This window comes from Pseudomonas sp. 21, from assembly GCF_000955805.1.
In the GTDB taxonomy this organism is placed as follows: domain Bacteria; phylum Pseudomonadota; class Gammaproteobacteria; order Pseudomonadales; family Pseudomonadaceae; genus Pseudomonas.
In genome coordinates this window covers 391977-404744 of the sequence record NZ_JYOA01000007.1, presented here as the reverse complement: position 1 = coordinate 404744, position 12768 = coordinate 391977, and the positions used below count along the sequence as shown (strand labels likewise).

Genomic DNA, 12768 nt, shown 5'->3' with positions numbered 1-12768 from the left:
CTCGCTCCTACAGAAAAGCGCTCCGTGCAGGCATAAAAAACGGACCGGCCATCACGGGGATAGCGGGTCCGTCGCGCAAATGCAGGGGACTGTCACCGGGAATAGATGGCGCTCCAGACGCAGCCTCTCAGGCGTATGGCCCGGACTGCGCCAAATACTGGCCAGTTGATAGCTTTTGAGAGCCTTTGAGATGAGGCCGCTGCTAGGATGCGCGCGCGTTTTTCTTCCCCGTCCGTCCCAGAGCCCGTTCCCCACAAGAGGCCAGCATGCGCAAGCACCGTCGATTGACCTTCCGCCACATCGGCCAGATCAACGTGACCAACCGCCTGAGCGGCGACCCCATGGGGGTGGTCCTGGATGTCTCGATGGGAGGCTTGCGGCTGGTGACGGAGGAGCCGCTGGCACCGGGCAGCTGCTACGACATGCGGCTGGAGATCCCGGTGCGCGAGGATCACACCCGTTCGGTGGATATCACCGCGATCTGCCAGTGGTCGAAGAAGGACGCCAAGAACGCGCGCTTCGAGCAGGGGTTCAAGCTGGACCGGCCGAGTGCGGCGTTTACCGAGCTGGTGACGTCGATGTCGGTGAGTTTCAACCGCAGCCTGTTGGGGCGGGCGCGGTTGTCGTGAAGGGGGTAGCCCGGCGCTCGGGCTGGCCCTCTCCCTAACCCTCTCCCTGAAGGGAGAGGGGACTGTCCCGAGCGGGCTGATGCTCTTGCGTTTGCCGGCTGACACCGATTTATCCGAGGAGCGCCGAACAGCTCCCTCTCCCTTCGGAGCGGGGCGCGCAGCCAGGGTTGGGGAGAGGGCGCCAAGCCCCGCGCCGAACTCTCAGACAGACATCACCCCAACGTCCCCAGTATCTGCACCCCCACCCGCTCCGGAATCTCGTTCTGCGACAGCACGTGCAGCCCCGGGCTGAACACCCGCGCATAACGGGCGAGCAGCGGTCGCAGTTGCGGCATCACGGTGAGGATCGGCGGGTGGCCCTCCTTGCGCAGTTTTTCCTTCACCACCGGCATGCTGTGCTGCAGCTGGTTGAGCAGGCTGGGCTCCACCGGGATGTTGTCCAGGCTCACCGGGCCGGCCTGCTGGGCGATGCTCAGGGCGCCGAGCAGGGTGTTCTCCAGTGCGTTCTCCAGCACGAAAACGGTCAGCTCCGGGCGGTCGCCGGCAATCGACGACACGATGCTGCGGCGCAGCGCGTAGCGCACGTCGGAGGCCAGCAGCACCGGGTCCTTGGTGGTCTCGCTGCCTTCGAGCAGGGCGCTGGCGATGGTGACGATGTCCTTGAGCGGCACTTCTTCCTGCAGCAGCTGGCGGAACACCCGGTGCTGTTGTGAGTAAGTGAGCTGGGCCTTCAGCGACTCGGCCAGCTTGGGCGCCTGCAGGGTCAGGCGCTGCATCAGGTGTTCGACGTCGTCGTGCTTGAAGATGTCCGGCAGGTGCTCGCGCACCACCTTGTTCAGGTGCGTGGCGACCACGCTGGCGCAGTCGATCACCTGGTAGCCCAGGTTCAGCGCGCGGGATTTGTCCGCCGGGAGAATCCACACCACCTGCATGCGGTACGCCGGGTCGACGCCGAGGATGCCGTCGATCTCGCCGTACAGCTCCGGCGAGGGGATCGCCATCAGCCGGTCGGCGTGGATTTCCGCGCCGTCGATGCGCTCGCCGTTGATGTGGATGGCGTACTGCGAAGCCTTCAGGCGCAGGCTGTCGCGAATCTGCACTTCCGGCAGGAGGAAGCCGAGGTTCTCCGAGAGCGTCTGGCGCACCCCGCGAATCCGTTGCGGCAGAGGCGCGCCGCTGGCCTCGTTGACCAGGCTGACCAGCTTGTAGCCCAGCGAGATGGACAGCCGCTCCACCAGCGGGATGTCTTCCCAGGCCAGTTGCTGTGCTTTTTCCTGGTCCATCGCGTGCGTCAGGGCCTGGGTCTGCTCCAGCGTCTGCGCCTCGATGGGCGGGCCGGCCAGGGACAGCCGCCAGGCGATGAAGGCCACCAGCGCGGCGAAGGCGAAGAAGGCGGTGTGCGGCATGCCCGGCACCAGGCCGAGCACCACGAGGATGCCGGCGACGGTGTACAGCAGCGACGGCGAGGCCAGCATCTGCCGGCGCACCAGGCTGGTGATTTCCGCCGACTCGTTGACCCGCGTGACGATGATCGCCGCCGCGGTGGACAGCAGCAGCGCCGGGATCTGCGCCACCAGGCCGTCGCCGATGGTCAGCAGGGCATAGCGCTGGAAGGCTGCGCCCGCGGGCAGGTCGTAGACGAACACGCCAATGGCCAGGCCGCCGAACAGGTTGATCAGCAGGATCAGGATGCCGGCGATGGCGTCGCCCCGGACGAACTTCGAGGCGCCATCCATCGCGCCGTAGAAGTCGGCTTCCTTGGCCACTTCCGAGCGGCGGCGCTTGGCTTCGTTCTGGTCGATCAGGCCGGCGTTGAGGTCGGCGTCGATGGCCATCTGCTTGCCCGGCAGGGCGTCCAGGGTGAAGCGCGCGGTGACCTCGGAGATGCGTTCGCCGCCCTTGGTGATGACCATGAAGTTGATGATCATCAGGATCACGAAGACGATCAGGCCGACGATGAAGTTGCCGCCGATCACCACGTGGCCGAAGGCCTCGATCACCTTGCCCGCCGCGCCCGTGCCGGTGTGGCCGTCGAGCAGCACCACGCGGGTGGAGGCGACGTTCAGGGTCAGGCGCAGCAGCGTGGTGACCAGGATCACCGTGGGCAGCAGCGAGAAGTCCAGCGGGCTCTTCGACGACACGCTGACCAGCAGCACCAGGATCGCCACGACGATGTTGAAGGTGAACAGGGCGTCCAGCACCAGCGGCGGCAGCGGCAGGATGATCATCGAGAGGATCGACAGGATGATCAGCGGGATGCCGATGCGGCCGCTCTGGAAGGTCGGCAATAGTGACTGCAGTAGGCGCATGGTCAGACTCTGTTCAGCAGTTCTTCGGGAATGGGGACGTTGCGTATCAGCTCCGGGCGTTCACGGCGCCCGGAGCGCCAGGCCTTGAGCTGGAGGATGTAGGTCAGGACGTGGGCCACGGCCTTGTACAGCTGCGCCGGGATCTGCTGGTTCACCTGGGTGGTGGCGTAGATCGCACGGGCCAGCGGCGGCAGTTCGAGCACTTCCAGGTCATGGGCCTTGGCCATCTTGCGGATGTACAGCGCGGTCTCGTCCAGGCCCTTGGCGACCACGTAGGGCGCCTGGGCCTTCTTCGGGTCATAGCGCAGCGCCACGGCGAAGTGCACCGGGTTGACTATCACCACGTCGGCGGTCTTGATCGTCTTGCTGATCTGCCGGTGCACCAGTTGGCGCTGCAACTGGCGGATGCGCGCCTTCACTTCCGGGCGGCCTTCCTGGTTCTTGTGCTCTTCCTTGCGCTCCTGCTTGGTCATGCGCAGCTTCTTCTTGAAGAAGAAGTACTGGATCGGGATGTCGATGACCGAGAACAGGATGAACACCACCAGCAGCGACAGGGTGATGTCGTAGAAGGTGCCGAAGGCGGTGGCGATGGCGCTGTGCACGTTGCTGCGCTGCAGTGCCAGCAGGCCGGGCAGGGCGCCGTGCAACTGGTAGAGGGCGACGGCGATCAGCACGGCGATCTTCAGCAGCGACTTGGCCAGCTCGGTCCAGTTCTGCAGCGAGAAGATGCGCGAAAGCCCGGTGATGGGGTTGAGCTTGGACAGCCTGGGCATGAAGTTCTTGCTGGAGAAGATCCAGCCGCCGGGGATCATCGAGAACAGCACCACCAGCAGCGGCGTGACCAGCAGCGGCAGCAGCGTGGTGATGAACAGCACCAGGTGGTGGCCGAGCACCAGCGGCAGGTCGTCGAGGCCGATCTCGCTGTTCCTCAGGTCGATGAAGGACAGCGCGAAGCCTTGCCTGATCCCGTCGTAGAAATGCTCCACGCAGAACTTCAGGGCGACGAGCGTGGCCAGCAACGAGAGCGTGGTGGAGAGGTCCTTGGAGCGGCTGACCTGGCCATCCTCGCGGCTCTTCTTCAGTTTCTGCTGGGAGGCCTCTTCGGTTTTCTCCTGGGCGCTGTGCTGGTCAGCCATGGCGCCCCTCGCGGAAGATCACGCCGATGGCGTCGAGCAACTGGCGGGTGAGTTTCAGGTAGTTCTCGGGGATATCCGGCAGGGTCATCCAGATACACACGAGGCCCGCCAGGATCGCCATGGGAAAGCCCAGGGAAAACAGGTTGAGCGCGGGCGAGATGCGGTTGAGCAGGCCGAAGCAGAACTGCACCAGGGTCATGCAGAACACCACCGGCAGGGTGATCAGCACCGCGGCGGAGAACACCCAGGCGAGGCTGCCGGCCACCGATTCCAGCCCCAGGTAATGCAGGCCGCTGCCCACCGGCCAGTAGACGAAGCTCTGGTAGAGGATGCTCACCACCAGCAGATGGCCGTCGATGGAGAGGAACAGGAAGACCAGCAGGATGAAGTACAGCTGGTAGAAGATCGAGGACGACGACACGCCGTTCATGGGGTCGTTGTACACCGCCATGCTCAGGCCCAGCTGGGTGGAAATCACATCGCCCACCAGGGTGAACACGGTGAACACCAGCATCAATGCAAGACCCAGCATCAGGCCGAAGGCGACCTGTTCCAGCGCCACCAGCAGGCCCTGTGCGGACAGCGGGTCGATGGCCGGCGGTCGCGGCAGCGCGGCGCCGAGGGCGACGGTCAGCGCCAGGCCGAGGAGGATGCGCAGGCGCATGGGGATCGCCTTGTGGCTGAAGATCGGCGCCAGGGCGAACACCGCCATGATCCGGCAGAAGGGCCACCACCAGGCCTGCAATGTTTGCAGGGTGTCGAAGGCCTGCAGGAGGGATGCACCTTGCTGCATGGCATCAGCCGACCAGTCGGCCCGCCTGGTGGAAGGATTCGATGAACAGTTCCGAGAGCGTGCGCAGGATCCAGTGGCCGGCGAACACCAGCATCCCCAGGGTGATCAGCAGGCGCGGCAGGAAGCTGAGCATCTGTTCGTTGATCTGCGTGGCCGCCTGGAAAATGCTCACCAGCAGCCCGCCGATCAGGCTCGGTACGATCAGCACGCAGACGATCAGCGCGGTGATGTGCACGGCGTTGGAAACGATATCGACGGCGCTTTCCGGAGTGAGCATCTGTAGTGTTCCGTCAGGGCCGCTAGAACGGCTGCACGCTGCTGGTCAGCGTGCCCATCATCAGGGCCCAGCCGTCCACCAGCACGAAGATCATCAGCTTGAACGGCAGCGAGATCATCATCGGCGAGAGCATCATCATGCCCATCGCCATCAGCACGCTGGCCACCACCAGGTCGATCACCAGGAACGGGATGAAGATCATGAAGCCCAGCTGGAAGGCGGTCTTCAGCTCGCTGAGCACGAACGACGGCAGCAGCAGGGAGAAGTCCAGGTCCTCCAGTTTCTCCGGCACGGTTTCACCGGCCAGCGAGACCATGGTTTCCAGCGAGGTGCGGTTGGTCTGCGCGAGCATGAAGCGGCTCAGCGTCTGCTTGGCGCGACCGAGGCCGTCTTCCAGGCTGATCTGGTCGGCCTCGAAGGGCTGGTAGGCGTGGGCGTAGATGTCCTGCCACACCGGGCGCATCACCAGCAGCGTCATGATCAGGGCGATGCCCACCAGCACGTTGTTCGGCGGGCTCTGCTGCAGGCCGATGGCCTGGCGCAGGATCGCCAGCACGATGACGAAGCGGGTGAAGCAGGTCATCAGCATGAGCATCGCCGGGAGGAAACCCAGCAGCGTCATGACGATGAGGATCTGCAGCTTGACGCTGAAGGCCTGGCCGTCCGCCGTGTCGTGCAGGTTGAACAGCGTGACCTCGCCGCCTGCCGCCTGCGCGGAGAGCGGGCAGAGCGCGACGAGCAGAAGGCCGAGCAGGGCCAGACAGCGGCGAAGCATCATCAGGCAGTCAGGGCGTCGAGGCTGGCGCCGCACAGTTCGAGCACGCGCAGGCCGTAGTTGCCGTTCATCACGACCACCTCGGCCTTGGCGAACAGCGCGCCGTTGACCTTCACGTCCAGCGGTTCGCCGGCGAGCTTGTCGAGGATGATCACGCTGTTGGCATCGACGTCCATCAGCTCTTTCAGCGAGATCTCCACCGAGGCGACTTCCAGGGTGACGTTCACCGGGATCTTGCCGAAGAAGCTCAGGTCCTGCTGCGGCAGCGACGCGCGCGCGGGCTCGGCGGGGATGTCGGTGACGTCCTGGGTGAGGCCCAGGTCGCCGTCGTTGATCAGCGACTCGAACTCGGAGTCGGAGAGGGAACCGGTCATGGGTTTTTCACGCTTTCCAGGGAGGAGAGGAAGAGGGTGCCGTCATCTTCGAAGATGGCGCCACGGAACAGCTTCTGCTGGTTGACCCGCACTTCGACGCGCTCCAGCGGGCGGATCGTCAGTACATCGCCCGGCTCCAGGGCCAGCACCTGCGAGAGTGGCAGGCGCGCGGCGGCGACCACGCAGTCCAGGCGCAGCGGCAGGTGCTTGATGTGCTCCACCGGGTTGCCGGTGAGGCGCGGTGGCGGCGGGCCGGCGAGGCGGCGGGTCAGTTCGTCCGCCAGCGGGTTGTCCAGGTAGAGGTAGAGCGACGATCGCTCGCCGGTCAGGTGGCTGACGTAGCTGAACTCGGCCACGTATTCCCACTGCACTTCTTCGTAGGTGGGATCGATCTGCTGCAGCCGGCCCACCGATTCGCCCATCAGCAGGGCGCGACCGAACAGGTCCACCACGTCCAGGCCGAGGCGGTCGAGCATGCGCTGCTCGGAGCTGCTGATCGGCGGCGTGTCGCGATGGGCGACCACGGTGCCGCCGTAATAGCACTCGATGACTTCGGTGAGCAGGGCGCGGTCCATGGCGAAACCGAACTTGCCCAGGGGCGAATCGAACAGGCACTCCAGCTCACGGGGAAGTTCCTCGTGAATGGTCAGGTTATCCAGTTCGAGATTGATTCGATAATGCCGCAGGAAGTAGTCGCTGATAATCCTCGGATACTTTCCGGAGATCTCTTTGATGTACTGTGGGATCTTGTGATAATGCCGGCCGAGTTTCTGCGGTTTCAGTCGAATCAGACTATCGGCGGGCACGCCATGGTGGACTTTTGATTTACCAGTCATGCTCAGCGTCGTACTTCCAGGTTCGATCTGCCATCTGCCCAAGGACACGGGAGGTGTCATGACCGCCGGAATCGGCTGATCGTTGCTCGCGGCATGCTCTGTCTTTCAGGAGGCCCGTGACTGCTGCGTCACAGGCTGCTGACGTGGCGCAATGATAGCGATCTGAGGTCGTTCGATTAAATCAATAGATATCAAATGCTGTTTTTGACGGAACTTTTTGTCTATTGATTTAAATTAATCGGCGGGAAGCTATGGCGTAGTGCTGGCACTTGTTAGTGTGGCTGAGTTAGTTACAGGTTGTAGCGACTCGAGTTGTGACGAAGTTGTTGCAATGCCACGTGTGAGATAACCGATCCGTAAAGAAGTTCCGCAGTCGCCGATAACATTTTTCGGCCGATTCTGGCGTTGAACACAGGAGGGTTTTCGAACGCACTAGCGAATGGAAAGTTGCGGTGAACAGTTTAAGCCAGTCGATCGATCAATTATGTGAAACGCTGCTCGAAGAGCGGCCGGCGCAGAAAAAAGTTGCGATCATCGGGCCGTCCTCGGACGCCGCTCACGCCCTCCTGTTGCAGGCGCTGCTGGCCGAAGGCTGCCGCGTCGAGCGCTTCTCCGGCTTCGCCGAACTGGCCCGTGCGCGCAGCGACGCTGCCCTGCTGTTCATCCTCGCCGGCGCCTTCCCTGCTCCTGACCTTTATGCCCGGGTCGGTGCGCTGCTCAGCGATGGCCGCGAGCGCGACGTGGTGCCCATCGTCGGCTATGAAGAGCAGGACAAGGCTGCCACCCTGCTCGACCTGGGTTGCGTCGACTACCTGCTGTCGCCCTTTGGCGCCGGCCAGCTGGCCGCGCTGCTGCGTCGCCAGGAAGCCTCCAGCACCGCCCAGGAGCTGTTCGTCTCGCGCTCCCAGGCCGGTCGCCGGCTGCTGGCCATGGCGCAACGCGTCGCGCAGACCCGCGCACCGATCCTGATCACCGGCGAGACCGGCACCGGCAAGGAACTGCTGGCCCGCTACATCCACGGTATCGCCAGCCAGGACGCGCCCTTCATCGCGGTGAACTGCGCGGCGATCCCCGAGGCGATGCTCGAATCCATCCTCTTCGGCCACGAACGCGGCGCCTTCACCGGCGCGGTGAATGCCCAGCCGGGCAAGTTCGAACTGGCCAACGGCGGCACCCTGCTGCTGGACGAAATCGGCGAACTGCCGCTGGCCCTGCAGGCCAAGCTGCTGCGCGTGCTGCAGGAACAGCGCGTGGAGCGCCTGGGCGGCCGTCGCGAGATCGAGCTGGACGTGCGCATCATCGCCGCCACCAACCGCGACCTGCAGGCCGAGGTCAACGAAGGGCGTTTCCGCGCCGACCTGATGTTCCGCCTCGACGTGTTGCCCCTGCACATCTCGCCCCTGCGCGAGCGCAAGGAAGACGTGCTGCCGCTGGCGCGCCGCTTCATCCGCCAGTACGCCCCGCAGGACGCCGAGCACGACCTGCTGACCGAAGCCGCCAGCCGGGCGCTGTTGCAACACGACTGGCCGGGCAACGTGCGCGAGCTGGAAAACACCCTGCAGCGCGCCCTGGTGCTGCGCAACGGTTTGTTCATCCAGCCCCGCGACCTCGGACTGGCCGCGCCGGATGCACCCACCGGTACCGTCGCCGCGGTGATCCCGCTGGCGGCCGAAGGCGGCCGCGCCGCGCTGCGCGCCAGCGGCAAGCTCGCCGAGTACCAGCACGTGATCGACACCATCCGCCGCTTCGGCGGGCACAAGACCAAGGCCGCCGAGAGCCTGGGCATGACTACCCGCGCGCTGCGCTACCGGCTCAACGCGATGCGTGAGCAGGGCGTGCAGGTGCAGTTCTGATTTCGTTTCCGGGGGAGACTTCCATGAGTTCGATCATGCAGGTGCAGCAGGACATGCTGGACCGGATGAACCGTTATGCCGACCTCGCCAGCGGCCCGGCCGTGCGGCCTGCTGCGCAGATCGCCGATAGCGCGCCGGCGCAGGGCATCGGCGCCAGCTTCGAGCAGGCGCTGCGCGCGGTGGACGCCCAGCAGCACCAGTCCAGCGCCGCCATGGCCGCGGTGGACAGCGGGCAGAGCGAAGACCTGGTCGGCGCCATGATCCAGAGCCAGAAGGCCAGCGTGTCGTTCTCCGCGTTGCTGCAGGTGCGCAACAAGCTCACCGGCGCCTTCGACGAAATCATCCGCATGCCGCTGTGAGGACTGACAGTGCTGCAGAATCTCAAAGGGCGCCTGCCGCTCGACAAACTCAAGCTCGACCCGCGCCTGGGGCTGCTCGGCATCGCCCTGGGCGCCGCCCTGCTGGCCGCTGCCGTGGTCTTCTACCTGTGGCGCGACCAGGGTGCCTACCGCCCGCTTTACGGCGCCGGCGAAGCCTACCCGGCCGCCGACGTGATGCAGGTGCTGGACGCCGAGGCCTTCGACTATCGCCTGCATCCGCAGAGCGGCCAGGTGCTGGTGCGCGAGGAAGACCTGGCGCGCGCCCGCATGCTGCTGGCGGCCAAGGGCGTGAAGGTGTCCCTGCCGGCCGGCTACGAGCTGTTCGACAAGGACGAGCCGCTGGGCACCAGCCACTTCCTCCAGGACGTGCGCTTGAAGCGCAGCCTGGAAGGCGAGCTGGCCCGCACCATCATGGGCCTGAAGGGCATCGAGCAGGCACGTGTGCATGTCGCCCGTGAAGACAGCAATTCCTTCGTGGTCGGCCGGCGTGACCCGGCCAAGGCCTCGGTGCTGCTGCAACTGGCGCCCGGCCAGCGGCTGAGCCCCGAGCAGGTCGGCGCCATCGTCAACCTGGTGGCCGGCAGCGTGCCGCAGCTCAAGCCCGAAGACGTCAGCGTGGTGGACCAGAACGGCGTGTTGCTGTCGCGCGGCATCAGTGGCGTCGGCGCTCCTTCGCAGAACTGGCAGGCGGTGGACGAGTACCAGCGCAAGGCCGTGGGCAATGTCGAGGAAGTGCTGGCGCCGGTGCTCGGCCTGGGCAACTACCGCATCAGCGTGTCCGCCGACATCGACTTCAGCCAGAAGGAAGAAACCCTGCAGGCCTACGGCGAAGCGCCACGCCTGCGCAGCGAAGTGCTGCGCAACGAAAGCACGCTGGACCAGCTCGCCCTCGGCGTGCCCGGCTCGCTGAGCAACCGTCCGCCGGAACCGCCGCCGCAACAGCAGCAAGGGCAGAACAACGCCCAGGGCAACAATCCTCCGGGTAACGGCAAGGTCGCCAGCACCGACAACAAGGCCGCAACCTCGACCCGCGAGGAAGCCACCCGGCAGAACGATTTCGACCAGAGCGTCACCCACATCAAGTACCCGGCCTTCGCCCTGCGCCAGCAGAGCGTCGCCGTGGTGATCAACGAGTCTACCGCGCCCGAGGGCGGCTGGACCGACAAGGCCCGCGCCGACCTCGAAGCCATGGTGAAGAGCGCCGTGGGCTTCAACGCCCAGCGCGGCGACCTGATCACCGTCAGCGTATTCCCCTTCGCCGCCACGGCGGTGGAGGAGTCCTCCGCCAGCTGGTGGGAAAGCAGCGCCCTGCAATCACTGGTGCGCTACACCGTGCTCGGCCTGATTGCGCTGTTGTTCCTGCTGTTCGGCGTGCGCCCGGCAGTGCGCAGCCTGACCCAGCGCGTACAACCCACGGCCACCGCCGAGCTGCCCGAAGGCGGCACCGAGTATCCACTGGCGCTGGACGCCGAGCGGCGCCTGTCGCTGGGCAGTGAAAGCGTCGGCGGGCTCAACGTGCTCGGCGAACTGAACCCGCTCTCGGAGATCCGCCTGCCGGCGCCGGGCTCGGGCCTGGAGCACCAGATCGAGCATCTGCAGATGCTGGCGAAGAACGACCCGGAACGGGTCTCGGAAGTGATCAAGCACTGGATTGGCCGCAATGACCGACACGAGCCTGCCTGAAGAAACGAAAAAGCGCGGCCCGCAGATGCGCGCCGTGAGCTCCCTGGAACAGGCGGCGATCCTCATGCTGAGCATGGGTGACGAAGCCTCCTCCGGCATCCTGCGCAACTTCAGCCGCGAGGAGATCGTCAGCATCAGCCAGGCGATGGCGCGGCTGTCCAACGTCAAGCAGAACACCGTCTCCGACGTGATCGGCCGGTTCTTCGACGACTACAAGCTGCAGTCCAGCATCAAGGGCGCTTCGCGCTCCTACCTCGCCGGCATGCTCGGCAAGGCGCTGGGCAGCGACATCACGCGCAACCTGCTGGACAGCATCTATGGCGAGGAAATCCGCGCCAAGATGGCGCGCATGGAGTGGATCGATCCCAAGCAGTTCGCCGCGCTGATCGCCAAGGAGCATGCGCAGATGCAGGCGGTGTTCCTCGCCTTCCTGCCGCCGGGCATGGCCACCGACGTACTCGAGGCCATGCCGCCGGAGCGCCAGGACGAACTGCTGTTCCGCATCGCCAACCTGAGCGAGGTGAACAGCGATGTCATCGCCGAGCTCGAACAGCTGATCGACCGCAGCCTGCGCGTGCTCTCCACCCAGGGTTCGCAGGTGCGCGGGGTCAAGCAGGCGGCGGACATCATGAACCGCTTCAAGGGCGACCGTAACCAGATGTTCGAGCTGCTGCGCGCCCACAACGACGACCTGGTCGGCAAGATCGAAGACGAGATGTACGACTTCTTCATCCTCTCCCGGCAGAACCAGGAAGTGCTGCAGACCCTGCTGGAAGTCATCCCGCTGGACGAGTGGGTGGTTGCCCTCAAGGGCGCCGAGCCCGAGCTGGTGCGTGCCATCCAGGGCGCCATGCCCAAGCGCCAGGCGCAGCAGATGGAGTCCATCAACCGCCGCCAGGGCCCGGTGCCGCTGAGCCGCGTGGAGCAGGTGCGCAAGGACATCATGGGCGTGGTGCGCGAGCTGGCGGCCGAAGGTGACCTGCAGGTGCAACTGTTCCGCGAGCAGACGGTGGAGTAACCGCGCATGGCGATCAAAGTCATCAAGGCCGACAGCCGCGCCTGGCGCCCGTACCGCTTCCCGCCGCGCTGCGCCACCGCCAGCGCCGACAATCATGGCTGGGACAGCGACCCGGCGGCGCGCCAGCGCGCCATCTCCGAGGGCTTCCAGGAAGGCCTGGAGAAGGGCTACCAGGACGGCGTCGGCGAAGGCCGCGAAGCCGGCCTGCGCGAAGGCTTCGAAGCCGGTCGCCAGGACGGCCTGCGCAAGGGCCGCGAGGAAGGCCGTGCCACCGGCCGCCAGGTATTCGACGAGGCCAGCGCGCCGCTGCAGGCCGCCGTCGAGGCCTTCGGCGAGTACCACCAGGCCTTCCAGCGCAGCCGCCAGAAAGAGCTGCTGGAGCTGGTGCAGAAGGTGGCGAAACAGGTCATCCGTGTCGAGCTGACGCTCAACCCGACGCAGCTGCTGACCCTGGCCGAGGAAGCCCTGGCCGCCATGCCGGGCGAGCAGGGCGAGGTGCAGATCCTGCTCAACCCGGAAGAATGCGCGCGCATCCGCGAGCTGAACCCCGAGCGTGCCGCCAAGTGGCGCCTGGTGCCGGACGAGCGCCTGGCGCTGGGCGAATGCCGTGTCGTCACCGCCCAGGCGGAAGCCGACATCGGTTGCCAGCAGCGCCTGGACAGCTGCATGGAAGCCCTGAGCGCGCACCTGCAGGACGAAGACTGA

Annotated in this window: 13 protein-coding genes; 6 read left to right on the top strand and 7 right to left on the bottom strand. The window is 65.5% G+C overall.

The window, feature by feature from the left end:
* Nucleotides 1-266 precede the first annotated feature (266 nt).
* A complete protein-coding gene (locus UB43_RS17385) occupies nucleotides 267-629 on the top strand; it encodes a PilZ domain-containing protein (protein ID WP_017521274.1) in 363 nt (120 codons plus the stop codon).
* Nucleotides 630-841: 212 nt separating this feature from the next.
* On the opposite strand, the gene UB43_RS17380 is transcribed toward UB43_RS17385, so the two are convergent.
* From UB43_RS17380 to UB43_RS17350, 7 genes are read right to left on the bottom strand one after another with little or no spacing between them, the layout of a single operon-like run.
* Entirely contained in the window at nucleotides 842-2938 is a 2097-nt protein-coding gene (locus tag UB43_RS17380; RefSeq protein WP_045213356.1) for a flagellar biosynthesis protein FlhA, read from the bottom strand.
* Between the two features lie 2 nt (nucleotides 2939-2940).
* Complete coding sequence (gene flhB / locus UB43_RS17375; RefSeq protein ID WP_045213354.1) at nucleotides 2941-4074, bottom strand: flagellar biosynthesis protein FlhB; 1134 nt, start codon at nucleotides 4072-4074, stop codon at nucleotides 2941-2943.
* On the bottom strand, nucleotides 4067-4867 hold the full coding sequence (gene fliR, locus UB43_RS17370) for a flagellar biosynthetic protein FliR (protein WP_045213353.1): 801 nt from the start codon (nucleotides 4865-4867) through the stop codon (nucleotides 4067-4069). The genes flhB and fliR overlap by 8 nt, the downstream gene beginning before the upstream one ends.
* Before the next feature lie 4 nt (nucleotides 4868-4871).
* On the bottom strand, nucleotides 4872-5144 hold the full coding sequence (locus UB43_RS17365; protein ID WP_045213351.1) for a flagellar biosynthetic protein FliQ: 273 nt from the start codon (nucleotides 5142-5144) through the stop codon (nucleotides 4872-4874).
* 22 nt (nucleotides 5145-5166) lie between these two features.
* Nucleotides 5167-5919, bottom strand: a complete 753-nt coding sequence (gene fliP, locus UB43_RS17360) for a flagellar type III secretion system pore protein FliP (RefSeq protein WP_045214176.1) — start codon at nucleotides 5917-5919, stop codon at nucleotides 5167-5169.
* Nucleotides 5920-5921: 2 nt separating this feature from the next.
* A complete protein-coding gene (locus tag UB43_RS17355) occupies nucleotides 5922-6293 on the bottom strand; it encodes a FliM/FliN family flagellar motor switch protein (protein ID WP_045213343.1) in 372 nt (123 codons plus the stop codon).
* Nucleotides 6290-7129: a flagellar motor switch protein FliM gene (locus tag UB43_RS17350; protein ID WP_045213342.1), complete on the bottom strand. Its 840-nt coding sequence runs from the start codon at nucleotides 7127-7129 to the stop codon at nucleotides 6290-6292. The genes UB43_RS17355 and UB43_RS17350 overlap by 4 nt, the downstream gene beginning before the upstream one ends.
* A gap of 452 nt (nucleotides 7130-7581) precedes the next feature.
* Between UB43_RS17350 and UB43_RS17345 the strand changes: the two genes are divergently transcribed.
* Genes UB43_RS17345 through fliH form a run of 5 tightly spaced genes read left to right on the top strand, consistent with a single transcriptional unit; the run spans nucleotide 7582 to nucleotide 12768 of the window.
* The gene (locus tag UB43_RS17345) at nucleotides 7582-8982 is read left to right on the top strand and encodes a sigma-54 dependent transcriptional regulator (RefSeq protein WP_156160437.1); all 1401 of its coding nucleotides are present in this window, start codon (nucleotides 7582-7584) and stop codon (nucleotides 8980-8982) included.
* Nucleotides 8983-9005: 23 nt separating this feature from the next.
* The gene (locus tag UB43_RS17340) at nucleotides 9006-9341 is read left to right on the top strand and encodes a flagellar hook-basal body complex protein FliE (RefSeq protein WP_045213340.1); all 336 of its coding nucleotides are present in this window, start codon (nucleotides 9006-9008) and stop codon (nucleotides 9339-9341) included.
* 9 nt (nucleotides 9342-9350) lie between these two features.
* Nucleotides 9351-11045 (top strand): flagellar basal-body MS-ring/collar protein FliF, encoded by a 1695-nt coding sequence (gene fliF, locus UB43_RS17335; protein WP_045213336.1) that lies wholly within the window; start codon nucleotides 9351-9353, stop codon nucleotides 11043-11045.
* A complete protein-coding gene (locus UB43_RS17330; RefSeq protein ID WP_045213334.1) occupies nucleotides 11023-12063 on the top strand; it encodes a FliG C-terminal domain-containing protein in 1041 nt (346 codons plus the stop codon). The genes fliF and UB43_RS17330 overlap by 23 nt, the downstream gene beginning before the upstream one ends.
* A gap of 6 nt (nucleotides 12064-12069) precedes the next feature.
* Nucleotides 12070-12768 carry a flagellar assembly protein FliH gene (fliH, locus tag UB43_RS17325; protein WP_045213333.1) on the top strand — a complete coding sequence of 233 codons (699 nt, stop codon included), beginning with the start codon at nucleotides 12070-12072 and terminating at the stop codon, nucleotides 12766-12768.